Genomic DNA, 16,448 nt, shown 5'->3' with positions numbered 1-16,448 from the left:
CTCATGAAAACGCAACAAAATCGACGCAACCTTTATCAACAGGCCGGTTTTCAACAACTGAAAACATTCGTACTGGCTGGCGCTTCCCTGCTGGTTCTGGCCGGGTGCGACAAAACCGACTACCTCGACATCAACGCGTCTGAACGGCCGCCCTTGAGTGCCTACATCAGTTTTGTGAACGCCCGGCCCATCCCGGCAGGCTTGCAATTCTGGACCTTCACGACGCAGGTGACCACAACACCCATCGCGCCGAATCAGGCTTCGGCGTACCTGCCGACGGTTTTTGGCAACGTCCAGATCAACGTGACGGAAGGCACCAATACCAGTTACAAAGCCTCGCTCCAGTTTGGCAACAGCGCGACCTTCTCGGCATCGGGTCGGCCCAACGGCCCGATTGCCACCTATCGCCATACGGTCTTTGCCGCCCGAAATGCTAAAGCGACGGCGGATACACTGATTCTTTTTTACGACGATCTGAAAGCACCAGCCGCCGGAAAAGCCAAACTTCGGTTTGTCAATCTGTCGCCGGGCGTTGGAGAGTTGAATGCGTCGCTGGCGAACGGAACGGCTTTGTTTACGAATGTGGCCTACGGGCGGGCGGCCAACTCGGCGTTGTCGGGCGAAGCCCTGAGTGCTTTCTCGCTGGGGCCGTTTGCATCCGTTGATCCGGGAACGGTCACGCTCACCTTCACGCGGGCCAATGGAGCATCGGTCGGAAATTCCGGTGTGCTGACGTTGCAGGCCGGAAAAATTTATACGGTTTTTACCCACGGTCTGGCGGGGAGCAACCCGGCTTTTGGGGCTCAATTGCTGGAGCATCCCGTGGTTCAATAAACACAACCTTTTTTTACTTCACCTTCTCTGACGATGAAATCCGCTTTCGACCCACTTAAAATTCCCTGTTGTCTGTATGGAAGTTTATTTTGACAATGCTGCCACGACGGCACTCGATCCGGAGGTCCTGGAAGCCATGCTTCCGTACCTGACCCAACACTACGGAAATCCTTCTTCGGCACACCACAAAGGCCGGGAAACCCGCCGGGCGATTGAGACCGCCCGGCGAACCGTAGCGGATCTGCTGAATGCCCAGCCGGATGAGATCATTTTTACGTCCGGTGCTACCGAATCGGACAACATGGCACTGGTCGGCAGCATTCGCGGGCTGGGAATCCGGCACGCGGTCTCCAGTCCGATCGAGCACAAAGCCGTTGTACAAACGCTTCATCACCTGGAAAAAGACTGTTATGTGCAAACCCATTGGTTGCACCTGGATGCGCAGGGGCGACTTGACTGGGCCGATCTGGAATTGTACCTCCGGCAGTATCCGCGTGCGCTGGTTAGCCTAATGCACGGCAACAACGAAATTGGCACCCTCAACGACCTGGAGCGCATCGGCTGGCTGAGTCGGTACTATCAGGCGGTTTTTCATTCCGATACCGTCCAGACGATGGGGCAATACGGCTACGATCTGGCCCAGCTACCGGTTGATTTTCTGGTAGGGTCTGCCCACAAATTCCACGGTCCCAAAGGCGTCGGCTTTTTGTTTGCCCGCCGGGCCTACCGCGTTCCGGCCCTGCTGCACGGCGGCAGTCAGGAACGCGGCTGGCGACCGGGTACAGAAAACGTCGCGGGGATTGTGGGATTGGCCAAAGCCCTGGAAATCAGTTGCCGGAATCGGAAAGCCATTCACAAGCACAGTCTGGGCCTGAAAAACCGCCTGATTGAGAAGCTGCTGAATGCTTTGCCGGGGGTGGTTTTCAACGGAACCAGCGGTTTGCCGGACGAAAGCCTGGCGACCGTCGTCAATGTCGGCTTGCCTGCAGTAGCGGAAAAATCGCTGGTCGAGTTGCTGGATGAAGCCGGTATTGCGGTTTCGGGCGGCAGTGCCTGTACCGCCGGGGCGGGTTCGCACGTGCTGGAAGCCCTCGGCACCCCGACCAACCGTGAGAACATTCGTATTTCACTGGGGAAATATAATTCGGATGCCGAAGTCGATTTTCTGATTTCCGTATTGAAGGAAATCTACGCTCCGATTCCCGAACAGGAACCGGTTTGAACCCTGAATTACGTTAACCAAACAAAATACCCGCTTTTCGAAGAAAATACAGGATTTCGAAATTGACAGAAGTGATTAGAAAAATAGAATCCGTCCATCAAATCATGGGCGGATTTTCGTTGTTTTTACTTCGCTTTATCCGAAACGATTTTCAAGCCCGGCAAGGCAGACCATTCCGGGTTCGTCAGGGAAGAGACCGAAGCAGCAAACCTATTGCCGCAGCGGCTCCAATCAAACCGATTTCGGGGATTTTCTTAAACCGGTAAAGCACTCCAACGGTTCCGATCGCGATCAGCATGGCGGGCACATCAACCAGTTGCCGACGCCCCAAGACGAACACGGCACCGGCAATGGCTCCAACGGCGGCCACGGTTACGCCGTCCACAAACGCCTTGATGCCGGGGTGTTTGCCCCACCGTTTGAAGTAAGGTGCTGGCAGGATGGTCAGCACATAACAGGGCAGAAACGTAGCCAGAGCCGCTACACAGGCACCGGGCAAGCCCGCAACCAGATACCCGATAAACGCAACCGTGATGACAACGGGGCCGGGCGTAATCATTGCAACGGCAACCGCGTCCAGAAACTGCTGCTCGGTCAGCCAGCCATTTTCTTTAACGACACCACCGTATAAAAACGGCACAATGGCCAGTCCGCTGCCAAACACAAAAGCCCCGGCTTTGGTAAAGAAAACCGCCAGTTTCCACAACACGGAATCCGGGGGTAGTGCCAGCACCTGCGTCAGAAAAGGGGCCAGACTACCGCCCACGCCCGGCCGGATGAACGCGGGGGGCGCTTTCACGAACCAGTAAATACCGCCCGACAACAGCACCAGCCACAGCAGTTCTGATTCGGCAATCGCCGTTGCCAGGGCAGACAGACAAAAGAGTGTCCAGCCCAGGCGGTCATTTCCAACGGTTTTGATGGTTAATCGATAAGTGCCGATGGCAATGATTCCAATAACGGCGGCTCCAATGCCGTAGAAGCTAGCCTGTAGCCCGGGAAGCCCTTCAAACCGGACGTAAAGCCAGCTCAGGGCGAGCACGATCACGAACGAGGGCAGCACGAAAGCCACGCCCGTCAGGGTTGCTCCCCAGATTCCGTAGTGAACATAACCGAGGTAAATCGCCAGTTGGGCCGCCAGCGGGCCGGGAGCCAGTTGGGCAAGCGCCATCCCTTCCCGGTAGTCGGCTTCTGTGATCCACCCCCGCTCCACCACCAGATCGCGGTGCATCGCGCTCACCAAAGCCGGTGGTCCGCCGAAACCGAGGGTCCCCAGGCGCAGGAAATAACGGACCAATTCAATTAGTGAATACGAAACGGGTGCTTTCATGGTAGCCCAAAATTCCGCTTGTTGCTCCCGGAACTTTGGGTACAAAAAAACACCCGTTGGCCGTCGAAAACTAGAACGGATTTCACCTTTGGTATCCACTTTACCTTTCCGGTCGTTATTAGTAGCCCGGATTCTGTGGAAACGCTGTCAGATCGTTGTGAACGTCGATTTCACGTTGCGGAATCGGATACAGCAACCGGTTGGCCGTCAAAACCGGCGTTGTTAAACCGTATTCCGTCGCCAGGTGCGTTTGCAAAACCGGCAACGCTTTCGAATTTCGAATCAGATCGAACCAGCGGTCGTTTTCAAAGGCCAGTTCTACCCGTCGTTCCTTAAAAATAGCGTCCCGCACGGCCTCCTGACCCGGTAAATCCGCAGCGGTTTTGGCGGCCAGCCCCGCCCGGCTGCGAACTTTATTCAAATACCCCAGCGCACTGCCTTCCGCCGTTGCGGCCGAATAACCCTGTTCGTTGAGGGCTTCGGCCAGCAACAGCAACACGTCGGCATACCGCAAGACCGGAAAACTGTTGCCTTCGTCGCCGGTCGTTGCGGGCAGATCGAAGTATTTTTTGACGTAATTCCCTTTCACAACGGTCGTGGCTGTCCGGTTATACAACGTATCCAGCGAAGCCGCAAACCGTTTGTCACCCGGTTCGTAGGCTTTGGCGATGTTGGCGGTGGGGCGGTTGTTTCCGGCCCCGGAATACGAAATGCCGTTCACATAGATCAACGGCATCATGTCGTTGAAATACAGGTTTCCTTCCGAGGGGCTTTGGCCTTTCCGGAACCGAACGGCAAAGATGGTTTCGGCGGTAATCGGGCTTTCCGCTCTGAACAAATCGGCATAAGTGGGCAGCAGCGAATAGGTGGGCAACACGGTTTTTAATACGGTGGTGGCATCACTCCATTTTTTCTCCGTCACATACACTTTGCCCAGCAAGGCGCTGGCACTCCCGCTGGTGGCCCGACCCAGGTCGGTGGCTGCGGTATAGGAAACGGGTAACAAACCGGCTGCCGTTTTGAGGTCGGTTTCGATTTGGGCGTAGATTTCCGACACCTCGTTCCGCCGGGCATTCAACGATTCGTTGGGCGACTCCGTCCGAACCACCAGCGGCACTTTTCCGTATAAGCGCACGAGATTGAAGTAGGCTAATGATCTCAGAAACAGGGCTTCTCCTTTAAACTGTTTTTTCGCCGTTTCGTCGATGGTGGCTCCGTCGATCCGATCCAGCACCGCATTGGCCCGGGCAATGATCACATACGAACCCGCGTAAGCGTCCAGCACGAACGGATTGCTGGTGATTTCGGTGAACAGATCCACCTGTGAAGCGATTCCGGCGTTGGCCCCCCGGTCGCCAATGTCGGTGTTGTCACTGCGGACTTCCATCAGGTAATAATAGGCTTTTCCATACGTCTGCGGGCTTTGCAACCCATCATAAATGGCATTGACGCCCTGCTGAAAATCAGACGCGGACTTGAAAAAGGTGGAACTGGTCTGGTTGGAAATGGACGCCAGATTGATGAAATCGTCCTGGCAGGAACCCAGGATTCCGGCGGTTCCGACCAGCCAAAGCAATCGGATCATTCGTGTATAGTTCATGATCGGTTTCGTTAGAATGAAAGATTGAGGCCCAGTGTGTAGGTTCGCGACAGGGGATAGGTTCCGTAGTCTTCGCCTTGCGACAGGGGGCTTTCCGGCCGGGCGTTCACCTCCGGATTGTAGCCGGTGTACTTCGTCCAGGTGTGCAGATTCTGGGCGGTGAAATAAATCCGGGCGGTGCTGATTTTGTCAGAAAACCATTTTCGGTTGAGGCTATACCCCAGCGTTACGTTCCGCAGCCGGACATACGATCCATCTTCGACGTGGAACGAGCTGATCTGGCCGCTGTTGGCATTGGTCACCCGATTCGCCCGCGTGGTGTTGCCGTCGCCCGGTTCGGTGGGCGATTTCCAGTAGTTCAACGCTTCGATCATCTGGTTGGCGTTGCCTTCCAGGTTGTAGATATACCGGCGTTGCAGGTTCAGAATTTTGCTGCCCTGCACGGCTTGCAGCGAAACCGCCAGGTCAACCCCTTTGTACCGGAAGTCGTTGGTCAGCCCCCAGATAAATTTGGGAAAATAACTGCCGATGATGGTCCGGTCGTTGGCGTCAATTTTGCCGTCGCCGTTCACGTCGATGAACTTCCGGTCGCCCGGTTTGGTGGTGGCGTAGTGTGGATAGGCATCGATTTCGGACTGGTTTTTAAAGACGCCCCCGTTGACGTAGCCGTAATAATTGCCGATCGGCGAACCAATTTGCGTGATAAAAATGCTGGCAACCCCGCCGTCGGAAATGATCGGTGCGCCGTTCGGGCCGAGCTGCAGGACTTTGTTCCGGTTGGCCGAGATGTTGAAATTGGTGTTCCATTTAAACGCACCTTCCAGGTTGTGGGTGGTCAAACCCAGTTCCACACCGGTATTCTGTACACTGCCGACATTCCGCAGCGCCGTCGCAAAACCGGAGCTCAACGGCACATTCACCGACAGCAGCAGGTCTTTGGTGACACTCTTGTAAAAATCCGCCGACAGGTAAATCCGCCCCCGGAACAGCCCCAGGTCCAGACCGGCGTTGAACTGCGAAGTCTTTTCCCAGGTTAGATCCGGATTGGCCGGTTGCGACAACCCGACGCCGTTGTTGGTCGTGCCCGTTCCGGCACCCAGAATGTAGTTGTTGGCCCGGAGTAAATCGAGCGAACCGTAGTTGTCGATCTGGAAATTGCCGGTTAATCCGTAGCTGGCGCGCAGCTTCAGTTCGGTGATGGCCGGAATCTTGAAGAAATTCTCCCCGCTGATCAGCCAGGCCCCCGAAACCGACGGAAAATAGCCCCATTTGTTGTTGGCTCCAAACCGCGACGAACCATCCCGGCGCAGGCTGGCGGAAAGGAAATACCGATCGGAAAAATTGTAGTTGATGCGTCCCAAATAGGACAGGAGTGACCACTCCGAAGCCGAGGACGTGCCGCTCGTGATGGTGGCCGCATTGATGGTCTGAACCGCATCGTTGGGGAAACCCGTACCATCGACCTGGCTGGCGTCCGTCCGGTTTTTCTGGGAGGTATAGCCCAGTAACACATTAAACCTATGCGCTTCTTTTAACGTGAACGCATACGTCAATGTGTTTTCCCACAGCCAGTTCCGGGCGCTGGCGTTCTGCGCCGAGCCTTTGGGAATGGTCGGAGCATTCTGCTGGATCGGGCGGTAGGCTCCGAGGGTAGACGGGCGGTAGTAGTTTCGGCCGAAATAGTTGAGGTCGGACGCAAAATAAGTCTTGAACGTCAAACCGTTGATGATTTCGTATTCACCAAAAATATTGCCCAGCAAGCGGACGTGGTTGAGTTTGTCTTTGATCTGCGTAGCCAGAGCAACCGGGTTTTCACCGCCCGAAAAACCGTAGGCAATGGCGTTTTGCTTGTTGATGGCGACCGATCCGTCCGGGTTATAAACCGGGAAAATAGGAGCGGCTTTGAGGGCGTTGTCGATAATGCCGTCGTAGATAAACGGCCCTTCCGTGTTCACCAGATCGTAGTGATCGACCGTCGGGTTGAACCCCAGACCTACCTTCAATTTGGAGGTCAGACTGGCCGTCAGGTTGGTGCGGACGCCGTAGCGCTTGTACCCGGATGCGATGACAATTCCTTGCTGATCAAAATAATTGCCGGAGATGTAATACTGGACCTTGTCGGTTCCGCCCGACGCCGAAAGGGTATGGTTCTGAATGGCGGCATTGCGGAAAATGGCGTCCTGCCAGTCGGTAGTGGTCAAACCGGGCGTTTTGGCGAGGTAGGGGAGGATTTCCGGCGGAATCTGGTAGGTGGAACTAGCCCGAACCGTATTGTCATCGTTGATGCTGGCCCGTGGGTTGGCATCCAGGTACGCGTTGTTTTTGCCATCCAGCACCAACTGTGACCACTGGTAGGCATCCATGAGTTTGATCGTATGACTCGCCTGTTGCACCCCGCCGTATGAACTGTAGCTGAACGTCGGTTTGCCGTCTTTTTTGCCCCGTTTGGTCGTCACCAGAATGACGCCGTTGGACGCCCGCGACCCGTAAATGGACGCGGCCGACGCATCTTTCAGTACCTCGATCGACTCGATGTCGTCGGGGTTCAGTGTGCTCATCGGGTTCGGCGATTTCTGGAAGGAAGAGATGCCGGAAATATTGATCAGGTCCGTGCTGCCCTGCAGGTTTTTCAGGTCGTTGGAAATCGGAAAACCGTCGATTACGTACAGCGGATCGGTGCCGGCCGAAATGGAATTGAGTCCCCGAATCCGGATGCTCATGCTGCCACCGGGTGCCCCGGAATTTTGCAGCACCTGCACCCCCGCCAGTTTGCCGGCGATGGCCTGTTCCAGATTGGCAACGGGCTGGTCTTTCAACTCGGCGGCCCGAACGGAGGCAATGGCGCCGGTAATTTCGCGTCTCCGCTGGCTACCATACCCAATCACGACGACCTGTTCCAGAACAGACGCCGATTCTTTCAACTGGACCGACAGGGGCGCTTGTCCGGGCCGGACGTTGGGCAGGGTCTGCGTTTCGTAACCAATAAAGGAAATGATCACGGAGAAGGCGTTGCCGGTGGGCAGGTTACTGACCTTGAACGCACCGGTTGCATCGCTGAGGGTTCCCGAGGTCAAACCGGTCTGGCTATTTTTAACGATGACCGAAGCGCCCGGAATGGCTTCATTTTTTTCGTCCCGGATGGTTCCCGAGATGGTTCGATCCTGGGCTCTGGCCAGCAGCGGCAGCAGCCAGATCGCCAGTAACCAAACCCGTAATTTGCTGGGTGATACAAGTACTGTCATAGGTGTTTTGATTGGTAAATGGTGTATCGTGCCACGTAAAAGGAGAAAAATAGAAAAAAAGTAGGTATTGTCTATTGATTAAATAGATATTCAAATAAAAGCGATCTTCTCCTAATTGACTAAATCTAATCCACACAAAATAGCGAAGGCGAATGAATTGTTGTTTTTTTACTACTTGTTCCTGTTAATGTACAAGCTACATTTGGGCTACCGCTGTCAGGGTTTTTGACCGCTGACAAGGTAGCCCAAAGGTAGCTTGGTGACCGTCTGGTAGCACTGGTTTAAGCGGGTTGGCTACTGCACCGAAAACGGTTCCGAAAACGGAATGCAAAGGCCATTTTTAGAACTGCAAAGCAGGCCCTTAATCGTACCTTTAACCTGATAGCCGGTGGTGAGCACCTTGACTCTCTGCCGGAATTCGGCCTTCTTTGCAAAATACGTGTAGGGTTGATCCCAGGCCGGATCAACGGTTTTCTTCGGATGGATGGCCTGAACCGACCCGACCAACGCGTAGGAAGTGGCCTTGTCGAAGTTGAATTCCGTCGGTAGCGGGCCAATATCACTCGCAAAATCAGAAGAGTATAACTTCCAGGTATCATTGATGGTTGCCGAAAAGATGATATCCACCACCTCACCCGGTTTGGCCGTAGGTTTTGATAGCCGAACGTTCCATTTGGTAATGTCTGCGGCCTCCTGCGCACAGGCAACCGTGGAAACGAACAGCAGGATGGCGCCTGAATTTCGGCAAAGACGTCTTATTGTAAACGGATTCATGATGCTTGTGAGAAGAGGGTTTCGAACGCCGGCCTTGTTCTTCACCGGCGTTCGAAACGGGATACGAATACGGTTGCCGTTCCTTATTCCGATTGTCTCGATGCCCGGGCTTTTGACAGGTCGGCCGGAACCGGTTCGGCGATCAGGGCATCCAGATCCTGGTTCCACTTGGTAACGTAGTTTTTAAAATACTCACCCGTGATTTCGCCCGTGTAGCCGGTATGAATCTGCCGAACCTCGCCCTTCCGGTCGATGATGATCGTGGTCGGAAAAGCCATCATTTGGTTCAGTGCGGGCAGTTTTTCGGAAGCCACCTTCTTGTCGGCAATGCCACCGAACAGGATATCGTACTCGATGCCGTATTTTTTCCGAAGCGTACCGAGCGTGTATTTGGCGTAGGCCAGGTCGTCTTTCTGCTCAAATCCAATGGCAATGGCTTCCACGCCCCGGTTTTTGTTGGCCTTGAACCAGGGTGAGAGGAATGCCGTCTGATCGGTGCAGTTCGGGCACCAGGTTCCGATGATTTCGACAATGACCACCTTGCCTTTGTACTTGTTGTCCGACAATGAGACTTGCTTTCCATCCAGATCGGGCAGTGTAAAATCCAGCTTCTTGTAGCCTTCTTTCAGGTAGGTAATCTTATACGGGTCGGGCAACTCAACGGTTTTGCTGGGAATGCCTTCAAACTTGGTGCTGTTATAAATGCCGGAACTCAGCTCGCCGGTGATGGAACCGTCTTCGTTGATTTTGCCCCGGTAAACGCGCGGATTCGGGCCGGAGAAATGCGAGAGCACAAACTCATCACCTTGCACAACGCCTTCCAGTTCGCGGCTGTCGCCCACTGTCGACATCACCACGCCGGTTAGCTTATTGCCTTCCTGTTTCAACAGCGCCACGTTGTCCGGTAGTTTGGCTTTGCTGTAGATTTTCAGGTCCCACTTGCCCGTCAGGTTGTGGTTCGTAGGCTGTTCTTTTCCGTATTCGACAAAGCGGTAGTTTTTCCCGTGTTCGGCCACAAACGGAAGCGAATTTCCCCGAAAACCGGGAACCAGACTCCGGTATTCGCCGGTAATTTTGCCGTCGGATTCTACGCGGGCTACCAAGGCTGCGTCGTAGGTGTTCATTTTGACAAAGATCGAATCCGGGCCGATTTGCTGCACTTTGAAGTCGTCGCGACGCGTTCCGTTGAGTAGCGTCAGAATCGGCTGCACCCTGTCCTGAGCGGTATACTCAAAATTGAACGGAATTTTGGTCTCGCTGATAACGAATTCGCCCCGCCAGATGCCGGTTTTGATGGTTTTGTCCTGAGCCTGCGCGCCGTTGCCCGTCAGGATCGCAGCGCCGACGCTGCACAGAGCAAGGAATGGTTTTACTTTCATGGTACCTGTTTTTTAAAATTGTGAAGAGTTGGATTTACTATAGTATTCATAGAGAATAAGTATAGTACTGGGCGAAAAAGATAAAGCTGACTCCGTTCGGGGTCGTTAGCGACGCAGGCTATCGAGAAAAACCGGGAAACGGATACGCAGGTCTAACCGCGTTGTCCGGTGGTTTGACAACATCGGAGGGCAAGGGGCCGGGCCTGAGCAGGCTCGCAGCGGGACAGAATAGAATGGGTAGGCATGGGGTTGCAAAGGTATAGTTCCTCAGGGGCAACGAGTCGGTTTTCCCTTTTGATGTAAATCCACCGCGATGGCGGTCCGAAACTACTTTGCAGGTAGTAATTGTAAGACGCTGTAAAGATAAGAACGGCAATTTCGTATTTCCAAAAATTATTCTATATTATTTATAGGCATAGTATAGATTTGGTGCTGCTGTTTACTAGTTCTGGTCAGTTCGGTTGTGATTTTTTAACCAGTATACTGCCTGAACGGCTTTGGCAAAGGCCACCCAATCCGGTTTCCGGTATCTTTCAACCGAACTGCGGCCGGAAGGCGACTGCCTGACAGGCGTTCCAGTTTTCAGGATTTGCCTTGCTTTTCAATTGCTGAAGCGGGGTGTTGGCCGCAAACCACAAGCGTTCGATGAAGGCGAAGGTTTGTCACAGTTATTGAGTAGAATATTTTAGGTGTAAAATAGAATTATAATGTTTTTTTAGTCCTTTTTTTCAAAAAAAAACAAAAGGATTTGGATTGTAGTCCAGAGAGTAGTTTACTTTGTCTGCTGATTAAGTAGAATGACTATTCACCCGGACTTTTGTTAACCACCAGCAGAAGCGTCGGAAGCAACTAACTTTTTTCATTTACGACAATGAAAGGGATATCTACGTCTTTTTCGCCATTGACCCCGATGGCACAGGTGGTTTTTTTTGATCCGGTAGAGGCTGATTGTGCCCTTCTGCGTTGCCCCAATGGCTGTTGTTGTTAAGCGCCATTCTCTCATCTGACTTCACGTGTTTTTTTGGCTGATACCCCGGTAGACAGGCCCGTCAGGCTTATCTGATTTTTCGGTGGTTGATTATTCTTATGGGCCTGTCGGCCTGTCTATCGGGTTTCCCGCCAGAAATTATATGACGCACTATTACTATATAAAGTATATAGAAATACTAGTTTAATTCTTTTGAACGAACTGCTTTTCCGTTTCAACGGGCGAAAAGTGGCGTTACATTCCCGCAATTTGATCCAATTCAATTCCTCTGTTTTACATGGAAACAACTCCGTTACTCCGTCGAATCATCCCGGTGTTAAAAACCGCCTTGCTGCTGTTTTTAACACCCTCCATTGCCTTTTCCCAGGCCCGGCTGATTACCGGCACCGTGATTGGCCAGGACGATAACCAACCCCTGCCCGGTGTCAACATCGTGGTGCTGGGAACCACTATCGGTTCACAAACCGACGCGGGCGGTACATTCTCGCTTTCGGTGCCACCGACGGGCAAAACGCTGGTTATTACGTCCATCGGTTACGTCACAAAGGAATTGCTCATCGGCAATCAGACGTCGTTTGCTATTACCCTGACGGCCGACACCCGTCAGTTAAATGAAGTGATTGTTACCGGCTATTCCAGCGAAAGCAAAAAAGCGTTTACGGGTTCGGCCTCCAAGGTTTCGGCAACGCAACTGGAAAACCGTCCGGCCCAAAGCCTCGACCAACTTCTAGGGGGGCAGGCTGCCGGGGTCAACATCGTTCAGCCCAGCAGTGCCCTGAACGCAACGCCGGTTTTTCGCATCCGGGGGATCAACTCAATCACGTCGTCGGTGTACCCGCTGATTCTGGTCGATGGGGTGACGGTTTTTACGGGCTCCGCCGGTGGAGCGGTGGGTAACAACCCGCTGGCCGACATCAATCCCAGTGATATTGAGACGATTGATATTCTGAAAGATGCCTCGGCCACGGCTATTTACGGTTCCCGGGCCGCCAACGGTGTGGTGGTGATTACGACTAAAAAGGGAAAAAAAGGCCGGACCAAGGTGAGCTACGACGGTTGGGTGAGCTTTAGTAAACCGTTCAATCTGTTGCCGCTGCTGAACCCGGCCGATTACGTGACGATCAAAAACGAAGCGCGCGTCAACGCCGGTTTGACCCCCGGTTTTGTGCTGGGGAAAAATGCGGATGGCAGCGACGTGGGCACCGACTGGAACGATGTCGCGTATCAGACCGGCGTATCGCAAAACCATACCGTCAGCGTTTCGGGCGCCAACGACGCGACCAATTACTTCCTGTCGCTCAATCATTCCGACCAGAACGGGATTCTGAAAACCAATACGTTCAAACGGCAGTCGGCCCGCCTGAATCTGGAGCACAAACTGAACCGCAGCATCAGCATCGGAACCAGCTTAACATACAGCAAATCAGTCAATGCCGGACCCAATTCGGGCGCGATTGGTCCCAACTCGGTGGCGTCTTCGTCCGGAAACAGCGTCAACACCCAGTACATCGGCCTGCAACCCCTGGCGCGGCTGACCTACATTCTGCCCCCCAACGTGCCGGTTTACAACGCGGACGGATCTTACAACATCAACCGCGCCAACGGCAACATCGGCTACGGCCCCAACAGTTCGGCCCTCGGAGTTTTCAATGCCTACAACCTGCAAACGATTCTGGATCTGGACAAAAACTCATCCGAAAACAACACCCTGATCGGCAGCGTCTTCGCCGAATTTGAAATTCTGAAAGACCTGAAATTGAAAACCGTCTACGGGATTGATAACTATGTGGTTGAAAACAAGGAGTTTCGGAACCCCTACAGTGGCGACGGTTTTGCCACCAACGGGGCGGCCACCAACTCCAATACGGTTTACTTCCGCTCCAACTGGACCAACACGCTTTCCTACAGCACCACCTTTGCTGAGAACCATAATCTGAGATTGCTCGTCGGTCACGAGGAAATTTACCGGAAAGTGGATGGCTGGGGCGCCACCCGCACCGGTTTGGCCGATCCGTTTTACACCAATTACCAGGGCGGTTTTACCACCATTACACCGACCGCGAACGTCTTTTCGGAAAACGGGTTGCTGTCGTATTTCAGCAATGTGAGTTACGATTACAAACGCAAGTATTTGTTCAGTTTCAACTTCCGTCGGGATGGTTTGTCGGCCCTGGCTGCGGGAAACAAGTGGGGCAACTTTGGCGGAGGGTCGGTGGGCTGGAACCTGTCGGAGGAACCGTTTTACAAAAATGCGTCGCTGTCGCAAACGCTCAACGACGTCAAGATCCGGGCTAGTTACGGCATTGTCGGCAACAGCAGCCTGAACGACTACGCGGCCCTGTCGCAGTTTGGTTCGGGAACCTACGCGGGTGTTGCCAGCCTGTCGTTCGGGCAGGCCGGCAATCCGGATTTGCGCTGGGAATCGAGCAAGAAAATCGACATCGGATTGAACGTCGGGTTGTGGAACAACCGCATTACGCTGGAGGCTGATTACTACAAAAACACCATCGACGGTCTGATTCTGAATGCACCTCAGCCGCTGTCGAAAGGCATTCCGGGCAATTCGATTGCCGCCAACGTCGGATCGTTATACAATTCCGGCGTTGAACTGGCGATCAACGCCGGGATTCTGACCAAAGGAAAATTCCAGTGGAATGCGAGTTTCAACGTCGCCACGCTCAAAAACCGGGTGACATCCCTGGGGCCCGGCGGTGACATTTACCCCACCAACCTCAGCACCTTCGGGATTCAGAACATCACCCGCGTGGGTTATTCTGTCGGCTCTATTTTCGCGGTGCCGTCTCCGGGCGTCAATCCGGCCAATGGAAACAAGTTGTACATCAACCGTAACAACGAAACGGTTCAGTATGACGCGGTGGCGAAGCGGTTTACCTACCTCGAAGGCGGTACGGCCCCGGCCATCGACAACTACGCCGATGGCCGGATTCAGGGGCCTTCGCTACCGACCTATTACGGCGGATTCAACAACAACCTGGCGTACGGGGACTTCGATGTCGTGATTGGGATCATCTTTTCCGGCGGCAATAAACTGTACAACGGAACCCGGGCCACGCTTTCCGATCAGCGGTATTTCAACAATGGCACGTTTATCAAGGATCGCTGGACCACGCCCGGCCAGGTGACCGAGATTCCGAAACTGGTTTGGGGCGACAGCTTCACCGGTGGTTTTTCGTCGGCCAACACGACCAACGTCGAGGATGGCTCGTTTGTCAAGCTGAAAAATGTGGCGCTGGGCTACCGCGTGCCGGTGCAGCGGATCGGGATTGCCAAATACATCGCATCGGCGCGGGCCTATGTGCAGGCGGCTAACCTCTTCACAATCACCAACTACACCGGTTCCGATCCCGAAGTTTCGATCAACGGAAATTCCATCAATTCCGGGAAAGACCAGAACGTACCGGTCAATGCATCGGTGTTCACAGTCGGTTTAAATGTCGGTTTTTAAAAATGCCCAACCTTAAAAACGCCCCCAATCCCCTGAAGGGGGCTTCCGAATCTGGACGGTGTAGCCCCCTTCAGGGGATTGGGGGCGTTTTTAAGGCTTAGGGCAAAACAGCAATTCCTCAGAACAGTATCCCATATGAAATTCATTCGCAACTACACGTATAGTATTCTCGCCGTCGCCCTGCTGCTATCGGCCTGCCAGGAAGACCTGCTCGACAAGCAGCCGGTCACCACCATTTCCAACGAATCGGCCTACAGCACACCCGCCAAGGTGCTGGCGCAGGTGAACGGTTTGTACGCGCAGTTTAGCAGCCAGTCGTTTTACGGCGGCCGGTTTATCGTTTTTAACGAACAACGCGGCAACGAATTCAGCCAGAACGATGGCAATAACTCAACCGGTGCCAACGTCTGGAACCAATCGATCACGGCGTCGGGGGATTTCGTCAACGCGGTCTGGAGTGCGGCCTACACGACCATCAATTCGTCCAATCTGCTGATTGAAAACCTGGCCAACTCGACGGTGGTAGCCGATTCGCTGCGCAAAAACTACATCGCCGAAGCCAAGTTCCTGCGGGCGTTCAGTTACCTGAGCCTGGTGCAAACCTACGCCAAACCGTTTGCCCAGAGCAGCGGCAGCCCGGCTTTGCCTTTGCGCCTGAAAGCCGAAACGTCGGGCAGCAACAACGACTTCCCGTTTAGCACCGTCGCCGAAGTGTATGCACAGATTATCAAGGATTTGAACGAAGCCGAAACCGATTTGCCAGCCGCCTATGCAACGGCGCTCCTGAACGCGTCGCGGGCGCACAAAGCGACGGCGATTGCCCTGAAAACCCGGGCGTATCTGTCGAAAGGGGATTATGCCAATGTGGTGACGGAAGCCGCTAAACTGGTGCCCGCTACCGCTCCCTACCAGTATGTTTCGGGAACGCTGACGCACCGGCTGGAAGCCAGCATCGCCACGGTTTTTGGTGGATCGTACGTCGGCGGGGAAGCGCTGTTTACCATTCCGTTTATCAACCCCGCTGAAGCACCGGGTTTGCAGAGTGCACTGGCCGCCAATTACTTATCGCCGGTTTTGTACCTGAGCACCACGGCTATTGCGGCCGATCCGGTTTTCGCTGCGGCCACCTCGACCGATGCCCGCAAAAACCTGATTACCACCAACGCAACGGGCCAGAAACTGCTGCGGAAGTTTCCGAAAAATTCGGCGCCTTATACCGATTACGTTCCGCTGATTCGCTACGCCGAAGTCCTGCTGAATTATGCCGAAGCGGCTGCCCAAACCGGCAATCTGGCAACGGCCACGGCTTTGCTGAAGGCCGTTCGAAACCGGTCGGATGCAGCTTTTTCGTTCACGACGGGCCTTGGTTCGAAAGATGAACTGGTCGGCACGATCCTGAACGAACGACGCATCGAATTGCTGGGCGAAGGGTTTCGAACACCGGATTTGCTGCGTCGCGTACAGCCTTTACCAGCCAAAACCGGCAACGCCGGAACGGCTCCCGAAATCGCACCGACAGCCGGTAATTACGTCTGGTCGATTCCGAGCAACGAGTTGGCGTATAATGCCTTAGCGCCACGTTAGTTGGTGATAATGAGCAACGATTTCGGAAA

The 16,448-nt window shown here is 54.0% G+C and carries 9 protein-coding genes; 4 read left to right on the top strand and 5 right to left on the bottom strand.

Translation table 11 applies throughout. The features are described from left to right. Positions 1-3 precede the first annotated feature (3 nt). The gene (locus tag F0P93_RS19200; RefSeq protein WP_150878819.1) at positions 4-834 is read left to right on the top strand and encodes a DUF4397 domain-containing protein; all 831 of its coding nucleotides are present in this window, start codon (positions 4-6) and stop codon (positions 832-834) included. Between the two features lie 76 nt (positions 835-910). After that, a complete protein-coding gene (locus tag F0P93_RS19195; protein ID WP_150878817.1) occupies positions 911-2,056 on the top strand; it encodes a cysteine desulfurase family protein in 1,146 nt (381 codons plus the stop codon). A 184-nt stretch (positions 2,057-2,240) separates the two neighbouring features. Here the strand turns inward: F0P93_RS19195 and F0P93_RS19190 are convergent, their stop codons facing one another. From F0P93_RS19190 to F0P93_RS19170, 5 genes are all read right to left on the bottom strand, one after another. Continuing rightward, the gene (locus tag F0P93_RS19190) at positions 2,241-3,386 is read right to left on the bottom strand and encodes a chromate transporter (RefSeq protein WP_150878815.1); all 1,146 of its coding nucleotides are present in this window, start codon (positions 3,384-3,386) and stop codon (positions 2,241-2,243) included. A gap of 118 nt (positions 3,387-3,504) precedes the next feature. Then, positions 3,505-4,986, bottom strand: a complete 1,482-nt coding sequence (locus tag F0P93_RS19185; RefSeq protein ID WP_150878813.1) for a RagB/SusD family nutrient uptake outer membrane protein — start codon at positions 4,984-4,986, stop codon at positions 3,505-3,507. An 11-nt stretch (positions 4,987-4,997) separates the two neighbouring features. Further along, a complete protein-coding gene (locus F0P93_RS19180; protein WP_150878811.1) occupies positions 4,998-8,228 on the bottom strand; it encodes a SusC/RagA family TonB-linked outer membrane protein in 3,231 nt (1,076 codons plus the stop codon). A 294-nt stretch (positions 8,229-8,522) separates the two neighbouring features. Then, entirely contained in the window at positions 8,523-9,002 is a 480-nt protein-coding gene (locus F0P93_RS19175; RefSeq protein ID WP_150878809.1) for a protein-disulfide reductase DsbD domain-containing protein, read from the bottom strand. 83 nt (positions 9,003-9,085) lie between these two features. Beyond that, the gene (locus F0P93_RS19170; RefSeq protein ID WP_150878807.1) at positions 9,086-10,381 is read right to left on the bottom strand and encodes a peroxiredoxin family protein; all 1,296 of its coding nucleotides are present in this window, start codon (positions 10,379-10,381) and stop codon (positions 9,086-9,088) included. Positions 10,382-11,646: 1,265 nt separating this feature from the next. On the opposite strand from F0P93_RS19170, the gene F0P93_RS19165 reads away from it, so the two are divergent. After that, positions 11,647-14,835: a SusC/RagA family TonB-linked outer membrane protein gene (locus F0P93_RS19165; RefSeq protein WP_150878805.1), complete on the top strand. Its 3,189-nt coding sequence runs from the start codon at positions 11,647-11,649 to the stop codon at positions 14,833-14,835. Between the two features lie 135 nt (positions 14,836-14,970). After that, positions 14,971-16,419, top strand: coding sequence for a RagB/SusD family nutrient uptake outer membrane protein (locus F0P93_RS19160; RefSeq protein WP_150878803.1), 1,449 nt, complete (start codon positions 14,971-14,973; stop codon positions 16,417-16,419). Positions 16,420-16,448: the final 29 nt, after the last annotated feature.

It is taken from the genome of Larkinella humicola (assembly GCF_008727875.1).
In the GTDB taxonomy this organism is placed as follows: domain Bacteria; phylum Bacteroidota; class Bacteroidia; order Cytophagales; family Spirosomataceae; genus Larkinella; species Larkinella humicola.
Note: the sequence above shows the minus strand (reverse complement) of the source record. Positions and strands in the feature narration are given on the sequence as shown.

Bases quoted from the DNA above. Each gene is read 5' to 3' on its own strand.
- F0P93_RS19180 (WP_150878811.1), bottom strand. From the start codon at position 8,228: ATGACAGTACTTGTATCACCCAGCAAATTACGGGTTTGGTTACTGGCG.
- F0P93_RS19185 (WP_150878813.1), bottom strand. From the start codon at position 4,986: ATGAACTATACACGAATGATCCGATTGCTTTGGCTGGTCGGAACCGCC.
- F0P93_RS19175 (WP_150878809.1), bottom strand. From the start codon at position 9,002: ATGAATCCGTTTACAATAAGACGTCTTTGCCGAAATTCAGGCGCCATC.
- F0P93_RS19165 (WP_150878805.1), top strand. From the start codon at position 11,647: ATGGAAACAACTCCGTTACTCCGTCGAATCATCCCGGTGTTAAAAACC.
- F0P93_RS19200 (WP_150878819.1), top strand. From the start codon at position 4: ATGAAAACGCAACAAAATCGACGCAACCTTTATCAACAGGCCGGTTTT.
- F0P93_RS19195 (WP_150878817.1), top strand. From the start codon at position 911: ATGGAAGTTTATTTTGACAATGCTGCCACGACGGCACTCGATCCGGAG.
- F0P93_RS19160 (WP_150878803.1), top strand. From the start codon at position 14,971: ATGAAATTCATTCGCAACTACACGTATAGTATTCTCGCCGTCGCCCTG.
- F0P93_RS19170 (WP_150878807.1), bottom strand. From the start codon at position 10,381: ATGAAAGTAAAACCATTCCTTGCTCTGTGCAGCGTCGGCGCTGCGATC.
- F0P93_RS19190 (WP_150878815.1), bottom strand. From the start codon at position 3,386: ATGAAAGCACCCGTTTCGTATTCACTAATTGAATTGGTCCGTTATTTC.